This is a genomic window from Georgenia subflava, from assembly GCF_009193155.1.
Lineage (GTDB): Bacteria > Actinomycetota > Actinomycetes > Actinomycetales > Actinomycetaceae > Georgenia > Georgenia subflava.
Window position 1 is genome coordinate 61,416 of record NZ_VUKD01000008.1, and the last position, 25,503, is coordinate 86,918.

General features: G+C 71.8%; 26 protein-coding genes, 1 tRNA gene and 1 pseudogene. 15 read left to right on the forward strand and 13 right to left on the reverse strand.

Annotated features, from left to right (window positions below; genetic code table 11):
* Nucleotides 1–163: 163 nt before the first annotated feature.
* Nucleotides 164–307, forward strand: coding sequence for a lasso RiPP family leader peptide-containing protein (locus GD748_RS18850; protein WP_152196782.1), 144 nt, complete (start codon nucleotides 164–166; stop codon nucleotides 305–307).
* Nucleotides 308–369: 62 nt separating this feature from the next.
* Complete coding sequence (locus tag GD748_RS18855) at nucleotides 370–1,563, forward strand: asparagine synthase-related protein (protein ID WP_152196783.1); 1,194 nt, start codon at nucleotides 370–372, stop codon at nucleotides 1,561–1,563.
* Between the two features lie 136 nt (nucleotides 1,564–1,699).
* Here GD748_RS18855 and GD748_RS18860 read toward each other — a convergent pair whose 3' ends face one another.
* The 4 genes from GD748_RS18860 to GD748_RS18875 form a co-directional block, all read right to left on the reverse strand.
* Nucleotides 1,700–2,650, reverse strand: coding sequence for a phosphoenolpyruvate carboxykinase (ATP) (locus GD748_RS18860; RefSeq protein ID WP_152196784.1), 951 nt, complete (start codon nucleotides 2,648–2,650; stop codon nucleotides 1,700–1,702).
* Complete coding sequence (locus GD748_RS18865) at nucleotides 2,647–3,078, reverse strand: lasso peptide biosynthesis B2 protein (protein WP_152196785.1); 432 nt, start codon at nucleotides 3,076–3,078, stop codon at nucleotides 2,647–2,649. The genes GD748_RS18860 and GD748_RS18865 overlap by 4 nt, the downstream gene beginning before the upstream one ends.
* Before the next feature lie 25 nt (nucleotides 3,079–3,103).
* Nucleotides 3,104–3,364 carry a PqqD family protein gene (locus tag GD748_RS18870; protein WP_152196786.1) on the reverse strand — a complete coding sequence of 87 codons (261 nt, stop codon included), beginning with the start codon at nucleotides 3,362–3,364 and terminating at the stop codon, nucleotides 3,104–3,106.
* A gap of 165 nt (nucleotides 3,365–3,529) precedes the next feature.
* Nucleotides 3,530–4,357, reverse strand: a complete 828-nt coding sequence (locus GD748_RS18875) for a glycosyltransferase (protein ID WP_193313027.1) — start codon at nucleotides 4,355–4,357, stop codon at nucleotides 3,530–3,532.
* Between the two features lie 151 nt (nucleotides 4,358–4,508).
* On the opposite strand from GD748_RS18875, the pseudogene GD748_RS18880 reads away from it, so the two are divergent.
* Nucleotides 4,509–5,360, forward strand: a pseudogene (locus GD748_RS18880) (PPK2 family polyphosphate kinase); the annotation flags it as partial.
* A gap of 384 nt (nucleotides 5,361–5,744) precedes the next feature.
* On the opposite strand, the gene GD748_RS18885 reads toward GD748_RS18880, so the two are convergent.
* Both GD748_RS18885 and mca read right to left on the reverse strand, forming a co-directional pair.
* Nucleotides 5,745–6,128: a hypothetical protein gene (locus tag GD748_RS18885; RefSeq protein ID WP_152196788.1), complete on the reverse strand. Its 384-nt coding sequence runs from the start codon at nucleotides 6,126–6,128 to the stop codon at nucleotides 5,745–5,747.
* Nucleotides 6,125–7,066, reverse strand: a complete 942-nt coding sequence (gene mca, locus GD748_RS18890; RefSeq protein ID WP_152196835.1) for a mycothiol conjugate amidase Mca — start codon at nucleotides 7,064–7,066, stop codon at nucleotides 6,125–6,127. Before mca ends, GD748_RS18885 begins: the two co-directional genes overlap by 4 nt.
* 140 nt (nucleotides 7,067–7,206) lie before the next feature.
* On the opposite strand from mca, the gene GD748_RS18895 reads away from it, so the two are divergent.
* Both GD748_RS18895 and greA read left to right on the forward strand, forming a co-directional pair.
* Nucleotides 7,207–7,653, forward strand: a complete 447-nt coding sequence (locus GD748_RS18895; RefSeq protein ID WP_152196789.1) for a DUF4307 domain-containing protein — start codon at nucleotides 7,207–7,209, stop codon at nucleotides 7,651–7,653.
* A gap of 391 nt (nucleotides 7,654–8,044) precedes the next feature.
* Nucleotides 8,045–8,530, forward strand: a complete 486-nt coding sequence (gene greA, locus GD748_RS18900) for a transcription elongation factor GreA (RefSeq protein WP_152196790.1) — start codon at nucleotides 8,045–8,047, stop codon at nucleotides 8,528–8,530.
* Nucleotides 8,531–8,714: 184 nt separating this feature from the next.
* On the opposite strand, the gene ilvA is transcribed toward greA, so the two are convergent.
* Together ilvA and GD748_RS18910 are read right to left on the reverse strand one after the other, a co-directional pair.
* Nucleotides 8,715–9,929 carry a threonine ammonia-lyase gene (gene ilvA / locus GD748_RS18905; protein WP_152196791.1) on the reverse strand — a complete coding sequence of 405 codons (1,215 nt, stop codon included), beginning with the start codon at nucleotides 9,927–9,929 and terminating at the stop codon, nucleotides 8,715–8,717.
* A complete protein-coding gene (locus GD748_RS18910) occupies nucleotides 9,926–11,167 on the reverse strand; it encodes an AI-2E family transporter (protein WP_193313029.1) in 1,242 nt (413 codons plus the stop codon). The genes ilvA and GD748_RS18910 overlap by 4 nt, the downstream gene beginning before the upstream one ends.
* Before the next feature lie 477 nt (nucleotides 11,168–11,644).
* Between GD748_RS18910 and msrA the strand changes: the two genes are divergently transcribed.
* The 4 genes from msrA (at nucleotide 11,645) to GD748_RS18930 (ending at nucleotide 13,612) form a co-directional block, all read left to right on the forward strand.
* Nucleotides 11,645–12,349 carry a peptide-methionine (S)-S-oxide reductase MsrA gene (gene msrA, locus GD748_RS18915; RefSeq protein ID WP_226921645.1) on the forward strand — a complete coding sequence of 235 codons (705 nt, stop codon included), beginning with the start codon at nucleotides 11,645–11,647 and terminating at the stop codon, nucleotides 12,347–12,349.
* Nucleotides 12,350–12,406: 57 nt separating this feature from the next.
* Entirely contained in the window at nucleotides 12,407–12,667 is a 261-nt protein-coding gene (locus tag GD748_RS18920) for a type II toxin-antitoxin system Phd/YefM family antitoxin (protein WP_152196793.1), read from the forward strand.
* Entirely contained in the window at nucleotides 12,664–13,065 is a 402-nt protein-coding gene (locus GD748_RS18925) for a PIN domain-containing protein (RefSeq protein ID WP_152196794.1), read from the forward strand. Before GD748_RS18920 ends, GD748_RS18925 begins: the two co-directional genes overlap by 4 nt.
* A 142-nt stretch (nucleotides 13,066–13,207) precedes the next feature.
* Nucleotides 13,208–13,612, forward strand: a complete 405-nt coding sequence (locus GD748_RS18930; RefSeq protein WP_152196795.1) for an FKBP-type peptidyl-prolyl cis-trans isomerase — start codon at nucleotides 13,208–13,210, stop codon at nucleotides 13,610–13,612.
* Between the two features lie 146 nt (nucleotides 13,613–13,758).
* On the opposite strand, the gene GD748_RS18935 is transcribed toward GD748_RS18930, so the two are convergent.
* A complete protein-coding gene (locus GD748_RS18935) occupies nucleotides 13,759–14,694 on the reverse strand; it encodes a Bax inhibitor-1/YccA family protein (protein ID WP_226921647.1) in 936 nt (311 codons plus the stop codon).
* Between the two features lie 380 nt (nucleotides 14,695–15,074).
* Here GD748_RS18935 and GD748_RS18940 point away from each other — a divergent pair, with 380 nt between their 5' ends.
* From GD748_RS18940 to GD748_RS18955, 4 genes are read left to right on the forward strand one after another with little or no spacing between them, the layout of a single operon-like run.
* Nucleotides 15,075–16,013, forward strand: a complete 939-nt coding sequence (locus GD748_RS18940) for an ABC transporter ATP-binding protein (protein ID WP_152196797.1) — start codon at nucleotides 15,075–15,077, stop codon at nucleotides 16,011–16,013.
* Entirely contained in the window at nucleotides 16,010–16,870 is an 861-nt protein-coding gene (locus GD748_RS18945) for an ABC transporter permease subunit (RefSeq protein WP_152196798.1), read from the forward strand. Before GD748_RS18940 ends, GD748_RS18945 begins: the two co-directional genes overlap by 4 nt.
* Before the next feature lie 29 nt (nucleotides 16,871–16,899).
* On the forward strand, nucleotides 16,900–18,420 hold the full coding sequence (locus GD748_RS18950) for a sensor histidine kinase (RefSeq protein ID WP_226921661.1): 1,521 nt from the start codon (nucleotides 16,900–16,902) through the stop codon (nucleotides 18,418–18,420).
* Nucleotides 18,417–19,091 (forward strand): response regulator, encoded by a 675-nt coding sequence (locus GD748_RS18955; protein ID WP_152196800.1) that lies wholly within the window; start codon nucleotides 18,417–18,419, stop codon nucleotides 19,089–19,091. Before GD748_RS18950 ends, GD748_RS18955 begins: the two co-directional genes overlap by 4 nt.
* Nucleotides 19,092–19,183: 92 nt before the next feature.
* Here GD748_RS18955 and GD748_RS18960 read toward each other — a convergent pair whose 3' ends face one another.
* Nucleotides 19,184–20,692 carry an NAD(P)/FAD-dependent oxidoreductase gene (locus tag GD748_RS18960; RefSeq protein WP_152196801.1) on the reverse strand — a complete coding sequence of 503 codons (1,509 nt, stop codon included), beginning with the start codon at nucleotides 20,690–20,692 and terminating at the stop codon, nucleotides 19,184–19,186.
* Between the two features lie 316 nt (nucleotides 20,693–21,008).
* Nucleotides 21,009–21,082 (reverse strand) — tRNA-Leu (locus tag GD748_RS18965).
* Between the two features lie 182 nt (nucleotides 21,083–21,264).
* Here GD748_RS18965 and nhaA (GD748_RS18970) point away from each other — a divergent pair.
* Nucleotides 21,265–22,509 (forward strand): Na+/H+ antiporter NhaA, encoded by a 1,245-nt coding sequence (gene nhaA, locus GD748_RS18970; protein ID WP_152196802.1) that lies wholly within the window; start codon nucleotides 21,265–21,267, stop codon nucleotides 22,507–22,509.
* 239 nt (nucleotides 22,510–22,748) lie between these two features.
* Here the strand turns inward: nhaA (GD748_RS18970) and GD748_RS18975 are convergent, their stop codons facing one another.
* Entirely contained in the window at nucleotides 22,749–23,708 is a 960-nt protein-coding gene (locus tag GD748_RS18975; RefSeq protein ID WP_152196803.1) for a Ppx/GppA phosphatase family protein, read from the reverse strand.
* An 80-nt stretch (nucleotides 23,709–23,788) separates the two neighbouring features.
* On the opposite strand from GD748_RS18975, the gene GD748_RS18980 reads away from it, so the two are divergent.
* The gene (locus tag GD748_RS18980; RefSeq protein ID WP_152196804.1) at nucleotides 23,789–24,250 is read left to right on the forward strand and encodes an aminoacyl-tRNA deacylase; all 462 of its coding nucleotides are present in this window, start codon (nucleotides 23,789–23,791) and stop codon (nucleotides 24,248–24,250) included.
* 12 nt (nucleotides 24,251–24,262) lie between these two features.
* Here the strand turns inward: GD748_RS18980 and nhaA (GD748_RS18985) are convergent, their stop codons facing one another.
* Nucleotides 24,263–25,501 carry a Na+/H+ antiporter NhaA gene (gene nhaA / locus GD748_RS18985; protein WP_152196805.1) on the reverse strand — a complete coding sequence of 413 codons (1,239 nt, stop codon included), beginning with the start codon at nucleotides 25,499–25,501 and terminating at the stop codon, nucleotides 24,263–24,265.
* Nucleotides 25,502–25,503 lie beyond the last annotated feature (2 nt).

Genomic DNA, 25,503 nt, shown 5'->3' on the forward strand with positions numbered 1-25,503 from the left:
TTTCCCCTCACCCTCCATCACCCTCACCGGGTGCTGCGAATGACCCGCCGGATCATCCGCCGAGGATCACTTACAGCCACTACCGCCCCATAACCTCCAGAGAACTGCCGAGCGATCCGCGCTGGTAGCCAGCGGTAACCGGAAACGTGAGAGGAGAACCAACATGGCACAGTACGAAACGCCCACCCTGCGAGAGGTGGGCTCCGTGCGCGAGCTGACGCTCGGCCTCGACTCCTGGAAGGAGTGGAAGGACGAGACGTACTTCTGGGGGCACAAGATCCCGCTGCCCGGCACGGGCACCAGCTGAGACAACCACACGGCGCTGCGCGACGCACGGTGCGTCGCGCAGCGCCCTGCGGTTCTGACGCCATGAGGTCACATCCCGCCCCCATGTTCGCCCGGCTCACCGAGCTGGAGGCGAACGTCGCCAACCCGCTCGGCGCCGATGACACCGCCGCGCTGCCGGATCCGGGCATGAGCACGAGAGCTGCGCTGGAGCAGACCGTGCTGCCGGCGGTCACTGACGACCGCTGCTACGTGCTCTTCTCCGGTGGCCGGGACTCCTCGCTCGTGCTCGCCGTGGCGACCGCCGTCGCGCGGCGGGTCGGTGCGCCCGACCCGATACCGGTCACGGCGGTCTATCCCGGCGATCCGGACGCCGACGAGTCCTCCTGGCAGGATCTGGTCCTCGAGCACCTGGGCATCGACGAGCGCATCGTGATCCCGGTAACCGCCGAGCGCACCAATCTCGGCCCGGTGGCACGCCGTTCGCTGCGGGCGCGCGGGCTGGTCTGGCCGCAGTCCGTGCAGACCCAGCCCGTGTTCTTCGAACAGCTCGACCATGGCTCGCTCCTCAGCGGCGAGGGTGGCGACGGATTCCTCGAGGCGAAGAGGATCACGCCTCTGACGCTCCTGCGGCGCGACTGGCGAAGGCCATCGCCCCAGCAGGTGGGGGCTGCGCTCGGCGCCCTGCAGCCTTCTCGGTGGGCCGGTGCACGCGAGCGTCGCGAGCTGCTCGCGTCCGAGCGACTGTCCTGGTTCCGCCGACCCGCCCGCGAGCTCATCGCCCGTGACTCCGCCGACGCACGCGGCCCGTTGCGCTGGGACGAGGCCACCGCCTTCCTCCTCAGCCGGCGCACGACCACGCTCGGCCTGGGGAACACGAAGGTGGGCGCCGCGGAGTTCGGCCTCACCATGAGCCATCCGCTGGCGGAGCCCGTTGTCGTCGCCGCGTTGGCGCACGAAGGTGGCCGGTGGGGCTTTCCCGGACGCACCAACCTCTTCCGGCGCCTCGGCGCCGACCTGCTGCCGGACGCGATCCTGGCGCGCCGGACGAAGGCACGGTTCAACGCGGCAGCCTGGGGGGCGGACGAGCAGGAGTTCGCACGGGGCTGGACCGGTGGTGCGTTCTCACCCGAGCTCATCGACGAGGACGCACTCCGCCGCGAATGGCTGAGCGACAGTCCGCACCCGATCACCTACCTGCTGCAGCACGTCGCGTGGCTACATGCCCAAGGCATCCCGCTCAGCCCCGAGCACGCTCCCGTCTCGACAGCGGAGTGATCCCCCGGCGGCCTGGCGGCGGTCCAGTGCTCGCCCTAGCCGGCTGCCGGAACGGGGTGCCCGCGAGCGCTGGACCGCCGACGACCGTCGACCGCACGCACCGTGTGACCCGCCATCCCGTGGAGCGTGCGCCCGCTCAGGCGTTGCTCGCATGGACCAGTGAGAGGCCCGCGAGGACGTCCCGCGCCAGCGTCGCGGAGAAGGGCGGTCCCCACGGGAGTCTTGCGGCATACACCGGCACCGAGTCGACGATCGCCCCGAGCTCCTGGAACTGCTGATCGAGGACGCTCGGATCCTCCCACCCGACGATGCGCGGGAAGCGCAGCAGCGTGAATATCGCCTCCTTGGGCCCGAGCCGTACGAGCTCCGGGCCGGCGAGGTCGGCCTCGTGCTGCGGCACTGGGATCACGATGGCCCCGAGCGGCACGAGATCGTCCGTGGCCGGCACCATGGCGAGGGCGTCGCGGCCGTCGCCGGTGACGCGGCGAGCGGGCGTGTCGTCGAAGAGCGCTGAGAGGTCTCCGGCCGCCTTGCGCAGCCGCAGCGCGGTGGCCCCGAGACGGCACCGTGGCGGGCCGTCGCCGAGGTCGAGCCGCAGCACATCGTCGGTGATCAGCCGGCCGCCTTCGGCGCACAGCAGCGTCGCCATGGTGGACTTGCCCATCCCCGAAGCACCCACGAACGCAACCGCGACGCCGCCGACCTGCACCGCGCTCGCGTGCAGCACCGGATGCCCGCGCATCGCGAGCACGAAGGAGAGCAGGGTCCCGGAGACCAGGACGCCGAGGAGGTCCGCATCGGCGCCGTCGACGGCGCGCACCTCGACCTCCGTGAGCGTCGGGTCGATCAGGAAGTCGCAGGTGCCGTAGAAGCGTAGGACGTAGCCGTCGTCGACCTGGGTCGCCGTGAACAGCTGCCTCTCGGGGATGTCGAGGTGCAGGAGGACCCGTCCGTCGGGTCGCTCGTCCGTCCGGGCGATCCGAGCCCCGCGGCGCACCGTGATGTCAGGCGGCCCTGCTGCCGGGCGGTCCTGGTGGAGATCGATATCGCTGTCGACGGTGAGCCCGTAGAGCGAGATGCGGGTCATGCGTCCTCCGGTGACGGGCCGAGCGTGACGTAGGACCGGGCGGCTGCGAGCGGGTCGTAGAGACGTGTCCCGTCGAACGCGAGCCACGCGTGCGCCTTGATCTCGCCGTCGACCTTCGCGACGCCGACCACGAGCTCCGGGTGCAGGCGCCGCAGCCGGTGTCCGGTCACCAGTGCGTGCCGAAGGCAGGTGTCCCCGAAGGGCCAGTGGCGCATCACGCGCCGAACGGCTCGTGCCTGGCGGCGCCCGTGCACGCCGAGCTCGGGCTGCGACCGGCTCCAGGCGTCGTCCCCGGCGCCTTGTCGCAGCGGCGCCCCCACCGCCCGAGCCAGCCGGGGCAGCCGCATCGTGCGGATGCCGACCTCGACGGCGCAGGCGACCACCAGAGCTGCGGCGACCGCCGGGTACTCGCGAACCGGGATTATCATCGACCGACCTGACGCACAGTGCCGGCTAGCCGGCGGCCTGCAGCAGTCCCCGGTCGCTCAGCTGCTTGACGAACACCTCGACATCACCGGTCGCCCGGTCGCGCGAGATGTCGAACTCGTCGACGAGGGCGTCGGCCAGCTCGTCGGTCGAGCGGTCCGCGGCGAGCAGCTGGAGCAGCTTCGTCCCGACGGCGTTCGCCGTCAGGTACTTGGACGTCCTCAGGTCGAGAATGACCATCTCGCCGTCGATCTCACGCCAGGTCACGTCGTTCTCACGCAGCTTCAACCCGAACCTCCACGGGTCACGGCGGTGCCGAGGGCCGGCTCCGCGTCATACCTTGGAATCTAGGCCAACCGCCTGCCCGGGGCTGGCGTTTCGGCCGAGTCATTGTCGGAACAAGGACTGGCCGTCACGCGGCCGGCGGGGGTCACCGTCCGTGCGCAGGCACGGTCACCGTCGGCTGCTCTCGTCGCGGAGCCAGGCGGTGTCGCCGCGCCGGACCGCCCGACGCCCCAGGAGCTTGGCGACCGCCGCGGTGGCGAGGAAGACCCCGGCGGCACCGACCAGCCGCGGCTCCTCCCGGACGATCCGGGCGATCGCCGGCAGGCCCGCACCGGAGCGACGGACCGCGGGCGCGCGCGGGTCCGCAGCCATGCGTGCGTTGCCGGTCATCGCCCGCACGCGCCGTCGCAGCAGGTCGCGGTAGGACCTCGGCGGCATGATGACGACCTGCGCGTCGGCGACCACCCGACGCTCGGCCGGGGCGAAGCTCATCGCCATTTGGAGGTCGTCCGACATCGTCTCGGGCCAGTCCCGCAGCCTCTCGTGCCCGCGCTCGCTGACCACGACGACGCCGCGTCCGTACAGCTCGCTCCGGACGCCGTCGAGGCGCTGCCAGATCTCGTAGTACCACCGGACGGCGCGTGGCACTCCCTCCATCGGCAGGACCCTGGTCGGCCCGACTGCGTGGACGCCGTCGCCGAGCGCGTCGCACAGCGCCGCCACGTCGCTTCGACCGAGGACGACGTCTCCGTCGACGTAGATCCGCGGGAACGTCGTGGCGCTGCGGTCCCCGAGGGCGAGCGCCCTGATCTTGGACGGCACGGGGGTCTCGATCACGGTCGTCCCAGCCCGCCGGGCGACCTCCGCCGTGCCGTCGGTGCAGCCGTTCGCGACGACCACGACCTCCATGGGCGACGTCCCGCCGGCCTCCAGCGCTTCCAGCAGACGCGGCAGCACCCGTTCCTCGTTGTGCGCCGGGATGATGATCGAGACCACAGGCCGAGTATCTACGGTGCACCTGTCGCTGTCAGCGGAGTTCGCGGCCGTCCCTGCGAACCGGTGCGGGACAAGCCGCCGGCCCCGGCCCGCGGGCCGGCGCTCGGCTCCAGCACTAGTCTCGGGCCACCAGCCGAGCGAGAGGAACACCATGGCCGACGTCGCCGAGAACCTCTGGACCGCACATCCCACCCACACGCTGCGTGCCGGCACGGACTTCGACCTCGCCGCGTTCGACCGCAACGGCACCCCGGGGTGGGCCGGTGACAAGAGGCAGGCGAAGGCCTTCATGGCCCAGCGCGGCAAGCTCCTCTCGGAGCTGCAGGAACGTCTCTTCGCCGACGGCCGCACCGGCGGCGACCGCTCCGTGCTGCTCGTGGTGCAAGGGCTCGACACCGCGGGCAAGGGCGGCATCGTCCGTCACGTCCTCGGGATGGTCGACCCTCAGGGCGTCTCCCTCCGCTCGTTCGGCGTGCCGACCGCCGAGGAGAAGCGCCATCACTACCTGTGGCGGATCCGCCGCGCGCTGCCCGAGGCCGGCCGCATCGGCGTCTTCGACCGGTCGCACTACGAGGACGTGCTGGTGGTCCGGGTCGAGGACCTCGTCGACGAGGACGTGTGGTCGGGTCGCTTCGACGAGATCAACCGATTCGAGCAGAAGCTCGCCGACTCCGGGACGACGATCATCAAGGTCGCCCTGATGGTGTCCTACGAGGAGCAGGGTCTGCGTCTCATGGAGCGCCTCGACCGCCCGGACAAGTACTGGAAGTTCAACCCGGGCGACGTCGACACCCGCAAGAGCTGGGACGCCTACCAGGCCGCCTACTCCGACGTGTTCGCGCGCACCAGCACTGACGTCGCTCCGTGGCACGTCATCCCGGCGGACCGGAAGTGGTACTCCCGGCTGGCGGTGACCGAGCTGCTCACCAAGGCGCTGGTCGATCTCGACCTCGACTGGCCCCGGCCACGCTGGAAGGTGGAGACCCAGAAGCGTCGGCTGGCCGCGACGATGAGCGAGGCGTCAGTGGCCGAGGCGGAGGCGAGCGCCGGGCAGACCCTCGCCGAGGTGCGGGCCGCAGAGGCGCAGTTCGACGCCGCCGTCGCTCGCGCGGCAGCTCTCGCCCAGCGACCGCCGGCGCAGACGCCCGCGGCGGCGAGCGGCGACCGCCCGGGGCCGACGGACGAGACGGTCAAGGACGAGGTGAGCACCAAGGACAGAGCGGACGACGCCGACCAGACGGCTGCCGGAGACGGTCGCCGGCAAGCCCAGAAGCGCCCGAAAGCAAAGAAGAGCGCGGACGGGCAGAAGGCGAAGAAGGGCAAGGACCGACGGCGGTCCAAGAAGGGCGAGAAGGCAGCGAAGACGAAGAAGGGGAAGAAGAAGGCGTCAGTCGGCAGGTGAGGCGGCCTGCCCCGCGGCGGGTGACGCAGCCTGCCCCGTGGCGGTCGCCGAGGGCGCTGTCGTGCCCTGACCGCCCGAGTCGGCCGTCCCGGGCGAGCCGGGCGAGCCGGCCGTCCCGGGCACCGCGGCCCTCCTGCCGTCGTCGCCGGTCTCGGCAGCCTCGGCCTCGGCCCGTTCGAGCACCCGCTGGTTGTGGTCCACCTTCCGCATGTGCTTGATCATCGACCGGAACAGCGGGATGCAGGCAAGGGCCAGCACGAAGAACCCGAGGACGAACCCCTCGATCCCGGGTGTGACCTCCCACAGCTCCATCTCGGTGGGGGTGGGTGCCGGCGACGGGGTCGCGGCCAGCAGGAGCATCGGGGTCATAGCCCCAGCCTGCCATCTCCGCGGGGCCTGCTGCGGACACCGTCCGCGGCGCCGTCGCCGGCCGCCAGCCCCTCGGGGACGACACCTGTGAACAGGTCGTCCTCCATCGTCTCCCCGACCTCGACCCGCGAGCGGGCCAGCTCGAACTCCTCGAACGGCCACACCTCCGCCTCGATGTCGCGGGGCATCTGGAAGAAGAACCCGTCCGGGTCGATCTGCGTGGCATGGGCGCGCAAGGCGTCGTCCCGCTGGGGGAAGTAGGCCGCGCACTCGACGCGCGCGGTGGCCCGACGGCGCGGCCGGTCGCCCCGGCGTGAGATCCAGCCCTCGAACGGCGAGACGAGCCCGCGGTCGGTCATTGCCTTGTCGAGCGCCTCGATGCGGTCCACCGAGAACGAGACGTCGTAGTAGAGCTTCTGCACCGCCCACGGCTCACCGGCGTCCGGGTAGGCCGTCGGGTCGGCGGCCGCCTCGTACGCCGCGACGGCGATCCGGTGGCTCATCACGTGGTCCGGGTGGGGGTAGCCCCCGTTCTCGTCGTAGCAGGTCATCACGTGCGGACGGAACGTGCGGACCTGTCGCACCAGGGCACCGACGGCGACGTCGAGGGGCACGAGCGCGAAGCACCCCTCAGGCAGCGGCGGGAGCGGATCACCCTCGGGCAGCCCCGAGTCCACGAAACCCAGCCACACCTGCTCGATCCCCAGCGCGGCGGCGGCAGCAGCCATCTCACGACGCCGGTAGCCGGGCATGTCGCGCAGTATCTCCGGGTCGTGGGCGAGCTTGGGGTTGAGCACGTCGCCGCGCTCGCCGCCCGTGCAGGTCACCACCTGCACGCGGTGCCCCTCCGCCGCGTAACGCGCGCTGGTGGCCGCCCCCTTGCTCGACTCGTCGTCGGGATGCGCGTGCACCGCCATGAGCCGAAGCGACTCGGTCACCGTCATGTTCCTCCACCTCACCGTCCGCCGGCGCGGACCGCGTGACGTCCTCTACGACATTTTCCAGGGACAATGGTCTCTCATCCGTGCAGGGGTGGCTACGTCCGCCCCGGCGGGCCCGGACCGAGGAGGCTGTGGCAGTGACCGATCGTGAGGCACCCGAGGGAAAGGTCCCGCGCGGGGGCGACCCGGCCATCATGGCCGCCCGGTACGGCGAGGCGCCGTCTGCGCAGGCCCGCCGTCGGGGCTTCGTCGCGGCCGCCGTCGTCGCCGGTCTCCTCATCCTCGGCGGGGTCGCCGTGCAGGCCGCCAACCTGACCCAGCCGGTTGTGACCACGGAGAACCTCGGTTTCACCGTCAACGACGCGACCAGCACGACCGTGCGGTTCAACGTGCGCACGGACCCTGGGACCTCCGTGCGGTGCACGCTCGTCGCGCTCAACGACGGATTCACCGAGGTCGGATTCCGCACGCTCGAGCTCGGCCCGGTGGACGAGCGGGTGAGCTCGCACCAGGTGGACGTGCCGACGACGGAGCTCGCCACGACGGGCAGCGTCGACAGCTGCGAGATCGTCGACGCCGGCTGACGGCCGGCGGTGGCACGGCCACCAGCACAAACGGGCGTGACAGGCTCCGCATGGAGCGAACGGGGGCAGAGCGGGACTCTCGGCACGGGTCGAGGCGGTGGCATGGCCACCCCACCGAAGAGGCGTGACAGGGCGCCGCAGGGAGCGAACCGCAGGGCGGAGCGGTGGGCAGACCGGGGCTGCCGGCACGGGCCTAGCCGGCCAGAGGAATCACGGCGCGCCGTCCTGTTTTTGCGGTGGGCCGACCGCCAGTTGCTATAGTTGCTGCTTTACACGCCGCCCCGGAGCGGCGCACGTGGTGCGAGCGCCCGGGCGGAAGACGAGTAGTTTCCCCTTTGCCTCGGCCGCTCGTGCAAGCGACCGGGGCACGAATGTATGTGGAGGAGGAGCCGTGACACAGACGAGCACCACCTGGCTCACCCAGGACGCGTACAACCGTCTGAAGGCCGAGCTCGAGCACCTCACCGGCCCTGGTCGGACCGAGATCGCCGAGAAGATCGACGCTGCCCGCCAGGAGGGGGACCTCAAGGAGAACGGCGGTTACCACGCCGCACGCGAGGAGCAGGCCAAGCAGGAGGCCCGCATCCTCCAGCTCACCCAGCTGCTCCGTGACGCGCACGTCGGGGAGGCGCCGCCGGACGACGGCATCATCGAGTCCGGCATGGTCGTCACCGCCACGATCGCGGGCAAGAAGCGCACGTTCCTGCTCGGTTCGCGCGAGGGTGCGCCCGAGCTCGACATCGACGTGTACTCCGAGAGCTCGCCGCTGGGCGCCGCGCTCGTGGGCAAGACCGTGGGTGACACGGTCACCTACGAGGCTCCGAACGGCGCCTCGATCGAGGTCAAGGTCAGCAAGGTCAAGCCCTTCAAGAGCTGACCCCGCAGAGTCTGACCGACGGGCCGCCCTTCGGGGCGGCCCGTCGTCGTCTCACCGGCTCTCGGCCGGGTAAGTTCCTCACCGGCCCCGGCCGAGCCGCGGCGGACGCCGAGGGTCTCGGACAGGAGCCGCGCGGTTCGAAGGTCTAGCGCGCACGCCTCGGACGGGCCGCGGCCCGAGGGCCTCAGGGCCGCAGGATCGTGTACCCGTGCCCGCGCAGACCGCCGAGCACGGCCTCGCAGTGCTCGGGCCCCTTGGTCTCGAGCTCGACCGAGATCTCGACCTCGTCCACCGCCAGCCCGGCGGACGTGCGGGTGTGCTCGATGTTCACCACGTTCCCGCCGGAGGCCGCCAGCAGCTGCAGCAGGCCCGCGAGGTTCCCCGGCGTGTCCTGGACGAGCACCCGCATCTGCAGGTATCGCCCGGCCGCCGACATGCCGTGCCGGATGATCCGAAGCAGCACCAGCGGGTCGACGTTCCCGCCCGAGAGCAGCACGACCACCGGTCCCGTGAAGGCCGCCGGCTCGGCCAGCAGCGCCGCCACGCCGGCCGCCCCCGAGGGCTCCACCACCATCTTGGCGCGCTCGACCACGTGGAGCACCGCCCGGGAGAGCTGCTCCTCGCTGACGGTGCGCACCTCGCCGACGTGGTCCGCGATCAGCCGGAACGGCACCTCGCCGGGCAGCCCGACGGCGATGCCGTCGGCCATCGTGTGGAGGTCGTCCAGCAAGACTGGGTGCCCCTGGGCCAGCGACTCCGGGTACGCGGCCGCGGCGGCCGCCTGGACGCCGACGACGGCCACGGACGGGTCGACCGAGTGGACGGCGGCCGCCACCCCGGCGAGCAGGCCACCGCCACCGGTCGGCACGATGATCGTGCGCACGTCCGGCACCTGCTCGAGGATCTCCAGCCCGATGGTGCCCTGACCGGCGACGACGTCGGGATGGTCGTACGGGTGGATGAGCACACGGCCGGACGAGGACGCCTCCGCCGTCGCCTCCCCGAGGCAGTCGGTCAGGCTCGCCCCGGTGAGGACGACCTCGGCGCCGTACTGCCGGGTGGCGGCCACCTTGGGCAGGGCGGCGTCGGCCGGCATGAAGATCTTCGCGGAGATGCCCAGCTCTTGGGCGGCGAGCGCCACGCCCTGGGCGTGGTTGCCGGCGGAGGCGGCGACCACCCCACGGGCCTTCTCCTCGTCGCTCAGCCGTGCCATGCGCACGTACGCCCCGCGCACCTTGAACGAGCCCGTGCGCTGGAGGTTCTCGGCCTTGAGCAGCACCGGCGCGCCGACGACGCGGCCGAGGGTGGTGGACTCCTCCACCGGGGTGCGGTGGGCGATGCCTGCGATGACCTCGGCCGCCGCCGTGAAGGTCGCGTGGTCGAAGACGGGGGCGCTCACCGGCTCTCCCCCGGCGTCGTCCCGGTGCGCCCCGCGTCGGCGCCGTCGGGGTCGCCGGTCCCGGCGTCGTCGGAGTCCTCGTCCTCCGCGCCCTTGTCCCTGTCGGCGATGTGGTCGTAGGAGTGCTCGATCGAGGCGAACAGCGCCCCCGGCGGGCCGCCGGGTCGGTGCCAGTCGGTCGCGAGCGAGGGGTATTTGTCGTGCCCGTACAGGTAGAGCACCACCGTGTTGATGGTGGCGACCACCGGGACCGCGAACAGCGCGCCGAGGATGCCGGCGATCCCGGCGCCCGCGGTCACCGCGAGCAGGATCGCGATGGGGTGGAGGGACACCGCGTTGCCCTGGAGCCACGGCTGCAGGACGTTGCCCTCCAGCTGCTGCACGAGCAGCACGATGCCGAGCATGATCAGCGCCGTCACGAAGCCCTGGTCGACCAGCGCGACGACGACCGCGACGGCGCCCGAGATGAAGGCACCCACGATCGGGATGAAGGAGAACAGGAAGACCAGGATGCCGATCGGCAGCGCGAGCGGGACGCCGAGGATCGCCGCACCGGCCGCGATGCCGACGGCGTCGACGAAGGCGACGAGGATCTGGGTGCGGGTGTAGCCGCCGAGCGTCATCCAGCCGCGGATACCGGCCTCGTGGATGCGCTCGCGGGCGACCACGGGCGCCAGGCGGACGAACCAGTGCCAGATCCGCCGCCCCTCCTTGAGGAAGAAGAACAGGACGAAGACCACCAGGACCGCGCCGGTGATGGCCGAGGTGGCCGAGCTGGTGAGCCCGACGACACCGCTGACCAGGGATCCGGTGTTCGCCTCGAGCTGTCCGCCGATCTGGTCGATCCACTCGTTGATCTGAGCCTCGTCGACGGCCAGCGGGCCGTCGGCGAGCCAGTCCACCGCCTCGTCGAAGGCCACCCCGACCCGGTCGGCCAGCGCGCCGAACCCGTCGACGATGGACCGGCCCGCCAGCACGAGGAGACCGCCGACGACGCCGATCAGCCCCAGGAGCGCGGTGAGCGCCGCGAGGGTCCGCGGGAAGTGCAGGACGCGGCGCAGCCACGTGGCGACCGGCTCGAGCAGGACGGCGAGCAGCAGCGCGATGAGCAGCGCGACCACGATCGTCTTGAAGACGATCACCAGGTAGATCAGGATCGCCAGGGCGGCGGCCACCACGAGGATCCGCCAGGACCAGCCCGCCGCAGTCCGCAGGGTGCGCGGCACGCCGTTCTGCATGCTCTGGGCTCCGGCCGTGCGGGGCGCGGTGCTCGTCGCCGACGTCGGCGCCTGCGCAGGCGGTTGTCCGTGGGCCGGGTCGTGGCCGGTCGCCGCGCCGCGACCCAGCGTCCACCGGCCGCGCCTGCCGGTCCCCCCGCTGCTCTGCTCAGGCATGTTCCTCGCAATCGTCGTGAGACGGTTGTCCCGGGCACAGCCTACGGGGCGACGACGACGCGGCGGCGCTCGGCACGACGCCGTACGGTGACTTCGCCCGACGTCGGACCTTGGCATCGCACGACGCCGCACGGTGACTCCACAGGAGCCCGGACGGTGGGCTTGCCTCGATGCCGGACGACAGGCTTCCCTCGGCGTCGGACGATGGGGCTCGCACGGCGTGGGCGCGAACCCCTGGGGATTATCGCGGTACCCGCCCGCGTTCCCCATGGTGGAGCCGCAGGACGCTCCACGGTTTGAGCAGTCGACAGGAGGACCGCAATGTTCGGACTTGGCCGCAGCACGCAGATGGTGTCCGAGGAGCAGGCGCTGCCAGGACGTACGGCGCCGACCTTCGCCGTACCCGAGACGCACGAGGTCCTCGGCACCCCGATCCAGGGCCCGTGGCCCGAGGGCTCGGAGGTGCTCTACATCGCGATGGGCTGTTTCTGGGGCGCCGAGCGGATCTTCTGGCGCCAGCCCGGCGTCGTCTCGACCGCCGCCGGCTACCTGGGCGGGTTCACGCCCTACCCCACCTACGAGGAGACGTGCACCGGCCGGACGGGGCACACCGAGGCGGTGCAGGTCGTCTACGACCCGTCCCTGACCTCCCCCGAGCTCCTCCTCAAGGAGTTCTGGGAGAACCACGACCCCACCACCGCCAACCGGCAGGGCAACGACATCGGCACCCAGTACCGGTCGGCGATCTACTGGACGACGCCCGGGCAGGAGGCTGCCGCTCGCGCGACGTTCGACGCGTTCCAGCAGGTGCTGACCGAGCACGGGCACGGCACGATCTCCACCGAGCTGCGTCCGTTCACGGAGGCCGGGCCCTTCTACTACGCCGAGGACTACCACCAGCAGTACCTCCACAAGAACCCGGGCGGCTACTGCAACCACGGTCCGAACGGGCTGACCTGCCCGGTCGGGCTCGTCCGCCAGGACCAGGTCCCCGCGCAGGTCGACGTCGCACCGCCCACCGACTGAACGACCCTGACATGCCGGCCACCTGACGGGTGTGGCAGGAGGGCTACACTCATGCACATGACCACCATCGCGTCCCGGGACCTGCGGAACCACACAGCCTCCGTGCTGAAGCAGGTCGCGGACGGCGCGGAGGTCACGGTCACGCTTCATGGCGAGCCGGTAGCCCTCATCACACGGCCTCGGCGCGCGCGACGCAGCGGCATGCCTAGGGCCGAGTTCCTGGAGCTTCAGGCCGGGCAAAGTCTGGACGACACCTTGGCTGCCGATCTTGCGTGGATCACCGACGGGACCACCGACGATCTCGGTCCGGTCCGGTGACAGAGGCAGTTGTCGACACCAGCATCTGGGTGTCGGCCGAGCTGGGCAGAACTCTGGACAGCTCGAGACTGCCGGACGTGCTACGGGTCAGCGTCGTCACGCTCGCCGAGCTGCAGGCAGGGGTCCTGGCTGCTGGTGATGCCGCCTCGGCCTCTGCACGCATGCGCACGCTCGAGGCTGCCCAGTCCACCGAACCGCTCCCCGTCGACGCCGCCGTCGCGCGCGAGTGGGCTCTGCTCCGCGTAGAGATTGCTCGGGCGGGCCGCCGCGTCAACGTCAACGTCAACGACCTGTGGATCGCAGCGACGGCCCGAGCGAATCGGTTGGCCGTCGTCACCCAGGACGACGACTTCGACCCGGTCGCAGACCTCGGCCTGGTCGAGGTCATCAAGGTGTAGCGCGACGCGGCTCGACGACGGTAGGCCGACGTCGTGGGGCGCACCAGGTCGTCCGCCGCCGACCGGCAGGAGCGGGCCGGCCCCACGCGCCGTACCCTGGTCCGGGTCCGGCACCGTGCCGGGTCCCTACCGAGAGGAACCCATGAGCAACGAGCTCCCCACCGCCTCGGGCAGCTTCGGCGACAAGCCCGAGCTCGTCTTCCCCACCCCCGACGCGCCCGAGGGTCTGCAGATCGCCGTGCTCGAGCAGGGCACGGGCGCGACCGTCGAGGCGGGCGACACCATCGTGGTGAACTACCTCGGCCAGACCTGGGGCGGGCACGTCTTCGACAACTCCTACGACCGTGGCGCCTCGATCTCGTTCCCGATCGGGATGGGCGTGGTCATCGGCGGCTGGGACGACGGGCTCGTCGGCCAGCAGATCGGTTCCCGCGTCCTCCTCTCGGTGCCGCCAGAGCACGGCTACGGCCCCAACGGCGTGCCGCAGGCGGGCATCAAGGGCGACGACACGCTGGTGTTCGTGGTCGACGTCGTCGGCGTGGAGTGACGTCGGGCGTGCGGTGACGTAGTCCCTCCGGAACGACGACGGCGTGCGGTGACGTAGACCCCTCCGGCAACGACGACGGCGGCCGCTCTCCCCAGGAGAGCGGCCGCCGTTCGTTCATCGGCAGCACCGGCTGCCGTGCGGCAGGGTCAGTCGCTGCCGCGCAGGATCGCCAGCAGACGCAGGAACTCGATGTAGAGCCACACCAGCGTCACGGCCAGCCCGAAGGCGGCAGCCCAGGCGAAGCGGCCGGGGACGCCGGCCTCCACGCCACGCTTGATGGAGTCGAAGTCCATGATCAGGCAGATCGCGGCCAGGCCGACGGCGAAGACGCCGAGCAGCACGCCCAGCGGGATGCCGAAGATCTCGACGCCGGTGCGCAGGCCCCACGGGTCGTCCGAGACGCCGGTGAGCATCAGGACCACGTTGACGACCGAGAACAGCGCGTAGCCGACGAGCGCGATGAGCACGAACCGCGTGAGCTTGGGCGTCACGCGCACGGTGCCGGACTTGAAGAGGAACAGCGCGGCCACGAACGTCGCGGTGGTGCCGAGGACCGCCTGGAGCACGATGCCCTCGAACTGGGCGTTGAAGACGGCGGAGATACCGCCGAGGAACAGGCCCTCGGCCGCCGCGTAGGCAAGGATCAGCGCCGGGCTGGGCTCGCGCTTGAACGCGTTGACCAGACCGAGGACCAGTCCGACGATCGCACCACCGATGGTCAGGAGCATGCTCGGGCCGAACAGCAACCAGTTGGCCGCGGCGGCCAGGATGATCACGCCGAGGACGACGCCGGTCTTGACGATGACGTCGTCGTAGGTCATCCGGCCCGTGTCGGCCGGGGCGGCCGACGGCTGGCGGTAGGCGTGCTCGAGGTCGTTCACCTGGTAGCCGGCCGGCGCCTGACCGGGCGCCTGCTGGCCGTAGCCGGCCGGAGCCTGGCCGTAGGCTGCCTGGCCGGGCTGCGTGTAGCCCGCACCGGCCTGCCCGCCCGGGGTGTAGCCCGGGTACGCGGGATAGCCCTTGGGGGTGCGCTGAGCGTTCGCACCGAAGTACGGGCTCTTCTCGAAGACGGGGTTGCTCACGTATGTGCCTCCTGGTCGCGGCGTCCTTGACCCGCGTGTTCGGGTTCGGACCGGTGTCGCTGGCCTGTCCTCATCGTACGGGCACTCTCCCGCCCGCACGTCATGGGACTTGCTGACATATTCAACGGGACGGAGCCCGTCCGTGTTCCCGATCACAGCGCCGAGTTTCCGTGCGGGTCCTGGGCTACCGCGGCCGCGACCGCCTTCCGGTCTCATCCCTCAGGAGGACGCGCTCCGCACGACGGCGGAGGCAGGCGTCCCCACGAATCGGTCCCACCGCCGATCCGGCGTCGCCGGCGGGGCGCCTACCGTGGGACCAGCACGACGGCACGGCCCCGCAGGGCAGCACCGACCGGCACAGACGCAGAAGGGCACCACAGATGATCGAGGCGCACGACCTCACCAAGCGATACGGCGCGAAGACCGCCGTCGACGGCATCAGCTTCACCATCGAGCCGGGCACCGTCACCGGCTTCCTCGGCCCCAACGGCGCCGGCAAGTCCACGACCATGCGGATGATCGTCGGTCTGGACCGTCCGACGTCGGGCTCGGTCACGGTCAACGGCCGCGCCTACGCCCAGCACCGGTCCCCGCTCAAGGAGGTCGGTGTGCTGCTGGACGCCAAGGCGGTCCACACCGGGCGCTCCGCCCGCTCGCACCTGCGCACCATGGCCGCCACGCACGGCATCCCCACGAAGCGGGTGGACGAGGTCATCGAGATGACCGGCCTCGCGGACGTCGCCAAGAAGCGAGTCGGCGGGTTCTCCCTCGGGATGGGCCAGCGCCTGGGGATCGCCTCCGCCATGCTGGGCGACCCCCGCACCCTGATCCTCGACGAGCCGGTCAACGGCCTCGACCCCGAGGGCGTGCGCTGGGTCCGCAACCTGGTCCGCTACCTCGCGAGCGAGGGCCGCACCGTGTTCCTCTCCTCGCACCTGATGAGCGAGATGGCGCAGACGGCGGACCAACTCCTGGTCATCGGCCGCGGCAAGATCATCACCGCCGGGCCGGTCCAGGACGTGATCGACTCGGTGACCGGCACCCTCGTGCGGGCCCGCTCCCCGCGCGCGAGCGAGCTCGCCGAGCTGGTGCGGGCCGCCGGCGGCACCGTCACCTCCACGGAGGCCGGTCTGCTCGAGCTGCACGGCGTCACCGCCGAGCAGGTCGGGGACACCGCCGCCGCGCACGGCATCCCGCTGCACGAGCTCACCCCGCAGCGGGCGTCGCTCGAGGAGGCCTACATGAGCCTGACCCAGGACGCGGTCGAGTACCGCTCCGAGACCACCCCCGTCGCCACGCAGGAGGGCGAGAACCGATGAGCACCGACGCCCCGACCCTGGACCGCACCATGAACCCCTCCCGTCCCCCGTCCGCCGTCGACGCCCGCCTCACCTTCGGCGGCGTCCTGCGCGGCGAGTGGATCAAGCTGCTCTCCCTGCGCTCCACCTGGTGGACCCTGGGGATCACCGTCGTCATCATGACGCTCTTCGCCCTCCTCCAGGCCACCTCGGTGCAGTTCCTCATGGACCAGCCGGAGATGGCGGGCATGGAGGAGTTCACCATGCACGGCGCCGAGGTCGTCACGGCCGGCTACCAGTTCGGCATGGTCACGATCGCCGTCCTGGGGGCGCTGCTCATGACCGGGGAGTACTCCACCGGCATGATCCGGTCCACGTTCGCCGCCGTCCCGGCCCGGCTGCCGGTGCTGGCCGCCAAGGCGATCGCGCTGACCGTGGTGACGATCGCCGTCGCCGTGGTCTCGCTGGCGCTGTCCTACCTGGTCTCGATGCCGATCCTCTCCGGGTACGACCTCGTGCCGGCCCTGGACGACCCCGACACGTGGCAGGTCTTCGGCGGCATGGTGTTCTTCCTCGTCATGGTCGCGCTGCTCTCGCTCGGCCTCGGCGCCGTCCTGCGGCACACCGCCGGGACGATCACGGCGGTCCTCGGCCTGCTCCTGCTGCTGCCGATCGCCCTGCAGTTCATCAGCCTCGACTGGGTCCAGGACGTGCTCACCTACCTGCCCCTCTCGGCGGCGACCGCGTTCCTCGCCGTCAACCCGGCCTTCTCGATGTCCGGCGAGCTGACCCCGTGGCAGGGCGCCGGGATCGTGGCCGCGTACACCGTGGTCGCGCTGGTGGCGGGCGCGATCAGCCTGCGCCGCCGGGACGCCTGACGTCCGATGCCCGCCGGCCGGCCGTGAGCATGCTCGGCCGTCGTGCGCCGCAGGACTCTCCTGCGGCGCACGACGGCGTCCCCGCCTCCTCCCCCGCCGTCCCGGAGCCCGTCGCCGCCGCGTCCCGCCCGCTCGCGTCGGCCGGCGCCCCCACCTTCTCCCCCGCCGTGCAGCCCGGCGCGCCCGTCGCCCCGCCGGCACCGCCCGCCGGACCGACCGAGGCGATCAGCGAGGCCTCCGCGCGGCGCGCTGGCCCGGTGCGCCAGTTCTTCCTGCGCCACCCCAACCTCGTCGACGCGCTGGTGGTGGCCTGGTACCTCGTCCCGGCCGTGCTCACCGTGGCGCTCCCCGCCTTCGTCGGCGGCCTCGCACAACCCGAGCTCTCGGCGAGCGAGAAGGCGGTCACGGTCGCCGTCGTCGTCCTCTCGGCGACGGCGCTGGTCTGGCGCCGTCGCGCCCCCGTGACGGTCCTGGTCGTCACCACGGTGCTGCTGGCCATCTCGCTGGCGGTCACGGCCAACACCTCCGGGTGCGAGCTGTCCACCGTGCTCGCGCTGTACGCCGTCGCCGCCTACCGTCCCGCGACGACCGCGTGGCTCGCGCTCGCCGGCCTCAACGTCGTCACGGTGACGGCCTCCTACCTCTGGCTCGACCCCACCGCCGGCGGCACGGGGGTCACCATGACGACCGGCGACTCCGAGCAGATCACCGGCGCGATCACCACCCTCCAGCTGGTCCTGATCGTCTCGATCACGACCCTGGTCCTCTCGGTCGTCGCCGTCGGCGTCGGGACCGCCGCCCGCGGCCGGCGGCTGCACGTCGAGGGGCTCGTGGAGCGCACCCACCAACTAGTGCTGGAGCGGGACCAGCGCGAGCAGATCGCCGTGTCCGCCGAGCGGGCCCGCATCGCCCGGGAGATGCACGACGTCGTCGCGCACTCCCTCTCGGTCATGATCACGCTGGCCGACGGCGCCTCCGCCGCCCTGACCCGCAGCCCGGACCAGGCGCGCGCCGCCCTGGACCAGCTCGCCGAGACGGGCCGCTCGGCCCTGGCCGACACCCGCCGCATGGTGGGCGTGCTCCGCGAGGACCACCACGGCCCTGCCCCGGCCGGCCCCGGGGACGACACCGACCCCGACGGCGTGCCGCTGGCACCGCAGCCCGACGCGCACGACGTCGCGGACCTGGTCCAGCGCTTCCGCGCCACCGGGCTGCCGGTGCGGCTGTCCGAGTCCGGCCCGTCGCTGCCGTCCGACGCCGGTCTGCAGCTGGCGGTGTACCGGATCGTCCAGGAGTGCCTGACGAACGTCCTGCGCTACGCCCGGCTCTCCCCGCGCATCGACGTCGCGATCGAGCGCGGCGCCAGGTCTGTCAGTGTCACGGTGGACAATGACTCCGGCAGCGCGGGAGACGCGCTGGTCGGCAGCGGGCGTGGCCTGATCGGCATCCGGGAGCGGGTCGCCGTCTACGACGGCTGCGTCGAGGCCGGCCCGACGGCGTCGGGGTGGCGCGTGCGGGCCGAGCTGAACTTCGAGGAAGGACGACGATGAGCGTGCGGGTACTGCTCGCGGACGACCAGGCGCTGCTGCGCATGGGCTTCCGCATGGTCCTCGAGGCCGAGGACGACATCGAGGTGGTCGGCGAGGCGGCGGACGGCACCTCGGCGGTGCAGATGGTCGCCGCCCTGGCGCCCGACGTCGTCCTGATGGACGTGCGCATGCCGGGGATGAACGGCCTCGTGGCCACCGAGCACATCACCGCCGACCACCCCGGCACCCGGGTGCTCATCCTGACGACCTTCGACCTGGACGAGTACGCCTTCGCCGGGCTGCGCGCCGGGGCCAGCGGCTTTCTCCTCAAGGACACCCGGCCGGGCGACCTCGTCCAGGCCATCCGGACCGTGGCGAGCGGGGACGCGGTGGTCTCGCCGCGGATCACCCGCCGCATGCTCGAGCTCTTCGGCCAGCACCTCCCGAGCGGCGAGGGCGCACCGGGGACGGGCGACGACGACCCGCGCCTCAGCCGCCTCACCGCACGCGAGCGCGAGGTGCTGGAGCTGGTGGCCCAGGGGCTGTCCAACTCCGAGATCGCGGGCCGGCTCATGGTCTCCGAGACCACGGTGAAGACCCACGTGGGCAACGTGCTCGGCAAGCTGGGCCTGCGCGACCGGGTGCAGGCAGTGGTCCTCGCCTACGAGACCAGGTTGGTCCGCCCGGGCTGATCGGGTTGGTCCGCCCGGGCTGATTCGGGTGGGTACGCCCGGGCTGATTCGGGCTGGGTCCGCCCGGGCTGATTCGGGTGGGTCCGGGCCGACTACTGCTTGCCCGAGGGCTGCTTGCCGCCGGGGACGGGGGCCTGCTCCTCGGACTTCGCCGGCTTCTTGCCCGACGCCGCCGCGGCCTCGAACGCCGCCCGCGGGGTCTGGAGGGAGCCGAGCGAGACGAGCTCGCGCCGGAAGAAGAGGGCCTCGGTCCAGTCGGCGAGGATGCGCACCCGGCGCTCGAAGGAGGGCATCGCGAGCACGTGGTAGCTGCGGTGCATGAACCAGGCGAGCGGGCCGCGGAACTTGTGCCCCATGATCTGCGCGACGCCCTTGTACAGACCGAGCGAGGCCACGGTCCCGATGTTCTCGTGGCGGTACTCCTCGGGCTCCTCGCCGCGCAGCACGTGCACGAGGTTCTTGCCGAGCTGCTTGCCCTGACGCACCGCGTGCTGCGCGGTGGGGGCCGTGGTCTCGCCCTGGGCCCCGGTCAGGTCCGGGACCGCGGCGCAGTCGCCGGCCGCCCAGGCGTTCTCGACGACGGTGCCGTCCTCGTGCGCGACCTGCAGGGTTGCCAGCGTGCGCACCCGACCGCGCTCGTCCAGCGGCAGGTCGGTGTTCTCCAGGACCGGGTTCGCCTTGACGCCGGCGGTCCACACGACGGTGTCGGCGTCGAAGGCCTGGCCGTTCGAGAGCTCGACGTGGCCGTCGACGCAGGAGTTGAGGAAGGTGTTGAGGTTGATCTCGACGCCGCGCTCGCGCAGCTGCTCGAGGGCGTAGCCGCCGAGCTCCTCACCGAGCTCGGGGAGGATGCGACCGGCGCCCTCGACGATCACGAAGCGCAGGTCCTCGGGCTCGATGGAGTCGTACTCCTTGGTGGCGGCGACCGCCATGTCCTGGACCTCGCCGATCGCCTCGATGCCGGCGAAGCCGCCCCCGACGAAGACGAAGGTGAGCATCCGGCGTCGCTGCTCGGGGTCCCACGTCGAGGCTGCGTGCGCCATCTTGTTGAGGACCCGGTTGCGCAGCGCGGTGGCCTCTTCGATGTGCTTGAAGCCGATCGCGAATTCGGCCAGGCCGGGGATCGGGAGCGTGCGAGCGACCGAGCCGAGCCCGACGACGAGGTGGTCGTAGGTGACCTCGTAGGCCGGCTCGTCGTTCTCGGGCTTGATGACGGCCTTGCGCTCGGCGTGCCGGATCTCGGTGATGGAGCCGGTGAGCACGGTGGTGCCCTCGAGCTCGCGACGCAGGGACGTCACCACGTGACGCGGCTCGATCGAGCCGGCTGCCGCCTCGGGCAGGAACGGCTGGTAGGTCATGTACGGGCGCGGGTCGACGACGGCGATCTCGGCGTCCGCGCGCCCGATGTGCTTGCGCAGCGTGAAGGCCGTGTACAGGCCGATGTACCCGCCGCCGGCGATCAGGATCCGGGGCGTCCGGCCCCCGTGCAGTACAGGGCGCACTTCCTCGCGCGCCTGTGCCGCTCGGGCGGCGAGGACTCCGGCGCCCGCGAGTGCGGCCACTGAGGAGCTGACGGCGACGGTGCGCAGGAAGGAAGCCATGCGCCCCATCGTAAGAGCCGCATCCCGGACCGGCCCGGCCAAAAGGGGCAAATCACCCCGTGATACCTGCCACTTGGGAACTCATGGCCCGTCCGTGACGTTCCGGGGTGCCGAAGAACGCGCGCGGACACTCCGGCTCCGCGAGGGTCCGCTCGCCGACGTGGTGGCTCCACGAGGGGCACGCTCGCCTGCGCCGTGACTCCACGAGAGGCACGCTCCCCGGCGCCGTGACTTCACGAGGGCACGCTCGCCGCGCGTTACAGCTCCACGCGGACACCTTCGCGGACGCTTCGGCTTCACGAGGGCACCAGGCTCGTGCCCCCAACGGGGGTCGAACCCGTACTGGGCCGGGTTTAAGCCGGCTGCCTCTGCCAGTTGGGCTATGGGGGCCCACGCCCGCCCATCCTGCCGCAGGTGCAGCCGAGCGGCCGAACCGGCAGCCGTCCGCCCGGGCAATCCATGACAACAGCACGGGCTGTCGGGCCACAGCGGCCTAGGCTATCCGGGAGCTATCCGGTTCCCGACGCACAGATGCGGGTCGACCGGCCACCCGCACCGCCGCTGGGAGCAGCATGAGCAAGGACACCACCTCGGTCGAGCGAGGACGTCGGACCGGCCTCCTCGGCACGTACCGGGCGAAGCTGGAGAACGAGACGTTCGCAGGGATGGTGCTCCTGGCCGGCGCGCTCGTCGCCCTCGTCTGGGCGAACTCCCCATGGCGGGAGAGCTACTTCTCGCTGGCGGGGTACGTGGTCGGTCCGGAGTCGCTGCACCTCGACCTGTCGATCGCCGCCTGGGCCTCCGACGGGCTGCTGGCCATCTTCTTCTTCGTGGTCGGCCTCGAGCTGAAGACCGAGTTCGTCACCGGTGCGCTCCGCGACGTCAAGCAGGCCCTCGTCCCGATCCTCGCCGCTGTCTTCGGCATGATCGGCCCCGCCGTCGTCTACACGGTCGTGCAGGTGGTCTCCGGCTCCGGCGCGTACGAGGGCTGGGCCATCCCGGTCGCCACCGACATCGCGTTCGCCGTCGCCGTGCTGGGCATCTTCGGCCGGGGCCTGCCCTCCGGGGTGCGCACGTTCCTGCTGACCCTGGCCGTCGTCGACGACCTGCTCGGCATCACCGTCATCGCGATCTTCTACACGGAGGAGATCCACTTCCTCTTCCTGCTCGGCTCGTTCGCGGCCATCGCGCTCTTCGCGGTGCTGGTGCAGCGGCGCGTCACAGCGTGGTGGGTGCTCGTCCCGCTCGCGGTCGTCGCCTGGGCCCTCATGCATGCCTCCGGCGTGCACGCCACGATCGCCGGCGTGGTGATGGGCATGACCGTTCCCGCCATCGCCCGGGCCAACGAGGACAAGGCGCTCACCCATCGCTTCGTCGAGAGGATCTCGCCGCTCTCCTCCGGCCTCGTGCTGCCCGTCTTCGCCTTCTTCGCCGCCGGCGTCTCGGTCGTGGACTCCGGTGGCCTCGGCGAGATGCTCGCCGACCCGGTGGCCATCGGCGTCTACGTCGGACTGCCGTTCGGCAAGCTGCTGGGCATCTGGGGCGGCGTGGCCCTGCTCGTCACGTTCACGAAGCTGCGCCTCGGGAGCGGTATCACCCTGGCGGACATCTTCCCGGTCGCGATCGTCGCCGGCATCGGCTTCACGGTCTCCCTGCTCATCGCGAGCCTGTCCTTCGACGCCGCCGACCCGCACTCGCCCCACGCCCGCGTGGCCGTGCTCCTCGGCTCGCTCATCGCGGCCGTGCTGGGAGCCATCGCGCTGCGGGTGCGCGCCAGGATGCGTGTGCGCGCTCTCGGGACCCACGGCCACCGCTGAGCAGAGCCCGGGGCCTGTGGCCGGGGGCCCCAGGGGCCACCACCACCGGCCCAGAGAGCACCCCTCTCGCTGCGGCCAATCAAACCGAACGGTTTGTACCGATAATCGGTACAAACCGTTCAGGCTGACGCTGACTGCCGCCGGGACATGCTGCGTGACGGCGTCGGACGGCGGGGCCGTGCGCCGCAATCCCGCTGCGGCGAGCACGCCGGGCGGGTACGGCCAAGAGGGCGGGCCGGTCAGCGGGCCACGGACAGGGCGATGCCGTCGAGGATGTCGTGCTCGCTGGTCACCGCCGTGCCGAGCGTCCCGCCGTCAGCAGCGACCTCGGCCGCGACCCGCGAGACGATCTCCGACCACACCAGCGCGCCGGCGCCTATGACGTCGACCCGGCCGGGATGCATGAAGCCCAGCGCAGCCCGCTCGGCACGGGACATGTGCAGCAGCTCGTCGCACGCTGCCAGCACGCGGGGCACCTCCAGCTCGGCACCGTGGATCGCCGCGGGGTCGTAGGACTCCAGGGCGAGCGCGTGGGCAGTGACAGTAGTGACCGACCCGGCCAGTCCGACCAGCGTGCGTGCCCGCCCGAGCGGGACGACGGCGGACGCGGCGTCGAGCATCGCCCGCACGTCGGCTCGCGCGGCCGCCTCCTGGTCCTGGCTGGGCGGGTCGTCGGACAGGTGCCGCTCGGTGAGCCGCACGCAGCCGACATCCATCGAGTACGCCGCGGTGGGAGCGGCGCCGCCGAGCACGAGCTCGCTGGAGCCGCCGCCGATGTCGACCACCAGGGTCGGACCGGGGTGCGCCCGGTCCAGCACGCTCACCGCGCCCGCGAAGCTCAGAGCCGCCTCCTCGTCGCCGGTGATGACCTCGGGCTCCACGCCCAGCGCGTCGACGACGCCGTCGACGAAGTCCTGCCTGTTGGCGGCGTCGCGGGTCGCGGAGGTGGCCACGAAGCGGGTGCGGGCGACGCCGTGGGTCCGGCACAGGTCGGCGTACTCCCGTGCGACGGAGAGTGTGCGGCTCAGCGCGGCCGGGTCCAGCCGCCCGGTGCGGTCGACGCCCTGCCCGAGTCGCACGACCTCCATCCGGCGCACCACGTCGGTCAGCGCCGTCTCGTCCCCGCCGTTCCCGGAGACGTCGGCGATGAGCAGGCGGATGGAGTTGGTGCCACAGTCGATGGCCGCTACGCGAGTCACGGGACAACACTGCCACGACCCGCCCACGCGGCCTGTCTCTCGCCGCTCGCCGAACCGGTCGCGCTCGTAGGGTGGTAGCCATGAGCGAGGAACGGGCGGTCGCTGCCCTGGAGCAGGCCGGGATCGACTTCACCATCACGAGGCACGGCCGGGTGCGCAGCCTGGAGGAGGCGGCCGCCGCCCGGGGAGTGTCGCCGTCGGCCATCGTGAAGACGATGGTGGTGCGTCGCAGCGAGGCGGACTACATCTTCGTGCTGGTGCCCGGCGGGCGGGCGATCTCGTGGCCCAAGCTGCGCGCCCTCCTCGGGGTGAGTCGGCTGTCGATGCCCGACGCCGAGACCGCGAAGGAGGCGACGGGGTACGAGCGGGGCACGATCACGCCCTTCGGGTCCACCACGGCGTGGCCCGTCGTCGCCGACCAGAGCATCACCGGGACCGTCTCGGTCGGCGCCGGCGCGCACGGCGTCGCCGCCACCGTCGACGCGAAGGACCTCTTCGACGCGGTCGGCGCACAGGTGGCCGACGTCACCGAGCCCGAGTAGCCCGCCGGGGGCTCACCGGCCGCGTCCTCCGCGGCCGCGTACCCGGACCCGGGCACGCAGGCGCAGGGTGATCGCGCCGAGCACCGCAGAGATCACCGAACCGAGGATGACGGCGAACTTCGCGTGGTCGCCCTCGGTGCTCGCGCCGAAGGACAGGTCCGCGATGAGCAGCGAGACCGTGAAGCCGATGCCGGCGAGCATGGCCACGCCGAGCAGGTCGGCGAGGTCCACGCCGTGGCCGAGCCTCAGCCGGGTGGTCCTGACCAGGATCGCCACGCCGCCCCAGATGCCGAGCGACTTGCCGAGCACCAGGCCGGCGATGACGCCGATGGCGACGGGGTCCGACACCACCTCGCCGAGGCCGCCGGAGTCCACGACCGAGACCCCCGCCGCGAAGAAGGCGAACACCGGCAGCGCGAACCCCGCGGAGAGTGGCTGGACCTTCTCCACGAAGGCGTGGGTGAGCTGCTCGTCCTCGCCGCGGCGGCGCCGTGCCGGGACGACCATGCCCATCAGCACGCCGGCCACCGTGGCGTGCACGCCGGCCTCGTGCATGAGTGCCCACGCGACGACGGCGACCGGGACGAGGACCCACCAGGCAGTGATCCGCCGCTGCACGAGGGACGCGAAGACGCCGATCAGCGCGAGCGAGCCGAGCAGGAAGAAGAGCTGGATCTCCTCGGTGTAGAACACCGCGATCACGGTGATGGCCAGGAGGTCGTCGACCACCGCGAGCGTCAGCAGGAACACGCGCAGCGCGGGTGGCAGACCGCGGCCGAAGATGCCGAGCAGGGCGACGGCGAACGCGATGTCGGTGGCCGTCGGGATGGCCCAGCCGGACGTGGCGCCGGAGCCTGTCGCCAGCTGGACGCCGGTATAGATCAGGGCGGGCGCCGCCATGCCCAGGACGGCGGCGATCATCGGCAGCAGTGCCTCGTCGAGCTTGCGCAGCGAGCCGGTGACGAACTCGGTCTTCAGCTCCAGCCCGACGACGAAGAAGAAGATGGCGAGCAGGCCGTCCGCCGCCCACGTGGACAGCGAGAGGTCCAGGTGGAGCGCGGCCGGACCGATCTCGAGCCCGGCGATCGCGAAGTAGGTCTCCCGCCACGGGGAGTTCGCCCACACCAGGGCCAGGACGGCAGCCCCGAGCAGCAGCGCGCCGGAGAACGTGTCGTCCTGCAGGCGCCGGGCGAGGCCGGCCCCCGTCCTCGACAGGCGGGCGGGAAGGTTCGGTGGCGCGTGCTGCGGCATTG

What these genes read in the sequence shown, in the direction of transcription:
- GD748_RS18850 (WP_152196782.1), top strand. Translation starts at nt 164, where the DNA reads ATGGCACAGTACGAAACGCCCACCCTGCGAGAGGTGGGCTCCGTGCGC.
- GD748_RS18855 (WP_152196783.1), top strand. Translation starts at nt 370, where the DNA reads ATGAGGTCACATCCCGCCCCCATGTTCGCCCGGCTCACCGAGCTGGAG.
- GD748_RS18860 (WP_152196784.1), bottom strand. Translation starts at nt 2,650, where the DNA reads ATGACCCGCATCTCGCTCTACGGGCTCACCGTCGACAGCGATATCGAT.
- GD748_RS18865 (WP_152196785.1), bottom strand. Translation starts at nt 3,078, where the DNA reads ATGATAATCCCGGTTCGCGAGTACCCGGCGGTCGCCGCAGCTCTGGTG.
- GD748_RS18885 (WP_152196788.1), bottom strand. Translation starts at nt 6,128, where the DNA reads ATGACCCCGATGCTCCTGCTGGCCGCGACCCCGTCGCCGGCACCCACC.
- GD748_RS18910 (WP_193313029.1), bottom strand. Translation starts at nt 11,167, where the DNA reads ATGCAGAACGGCGTGCCGCGCACCCTGCGGACTGCGGCGGGCTGGTCC.
- msrA (WP_226921645.1), top strand. Translation starts at nt 11,645, where the DNA reads ATGTTCGGACTTGGCCGCAGCACGCAGATGGTGTCCGAGGAGCAGGCG.
- GD748_RS18920 (WP_152196793.1), top strand. Translation starts at nt 12,407, where the DNA reads ATGACCACCATCGCGTCCCGGGACCTGCGGAACCACACAGCCTCCGTG.
- GD748_RS18930 (WP_152196795.1), top strand. Translation starts at nt 13,208, where the DNA reads ATGAGCAACGAGCTCCCCACCGCCTCGGGCAGCTTCGGCGACAAGCCC.
- GD748_RS18940 (WP_152196797.1), top strand. Translation starts at nt 15,075, where the DNA reads ATGATCGAGGCGCACGACCTCACCAAGCGATACGGCGCGAAGACCGCC.
- GD748_RS18945 (WP_152196798.1), top strand. Translation starts at nt 16,010, where the DNA reads ATGAGCACCGACGCCCCGACCCTGGACCGCACCATGAACCCCTCCCGT.
- GD748_RS18950 (WP_226921661.1), top strand. Translation starts at nt 16,900, where the DNA reads ATGCTCGGCCGTCGTGCGCCGCAGGACTCTCCTGCGGCGCACGACGGC.
- GD748_RS18955 (WP_152196800.1), top strand. Translation starts at nt 18,417, where the DNA reads ATGAGCGTGCGGGTACTGCTCGCGGACGACCAGGCGCTGCTGCGCATG.
- GD748_RS18960 (WP_152196801.1), bottom strand. Translation starts at nt 20,692, where the DNA reads ATGGCTTCCTTCCTGCGCACCGTCGCCGTCAGCTCCTCAGTGGCCGCA.
- nhaA (WP_152196802.1), top strand. Translation starts at nt 21,265, where the DNA reads ATGAGCAAGGACACCACCTCGGTCGAGCGAGGACGTCGGACCGGCCTC.
- GD748_RS18980 (WP_152196804.1), top strand. Translation starts at nt 23,789, where the DNA reads ATGAGCGAGGAACGGGCGGTCGCTGCCCTGGAGCAGGCCGGGATCGAC.
- nhaA (WP_152196805.1), bottom strand. Translation starts at nt 25,501, where the DNA reads ATGCCGCAGCACGCGCCACCGAACCTTCCCGCCCGCCTGTCGAGGACG.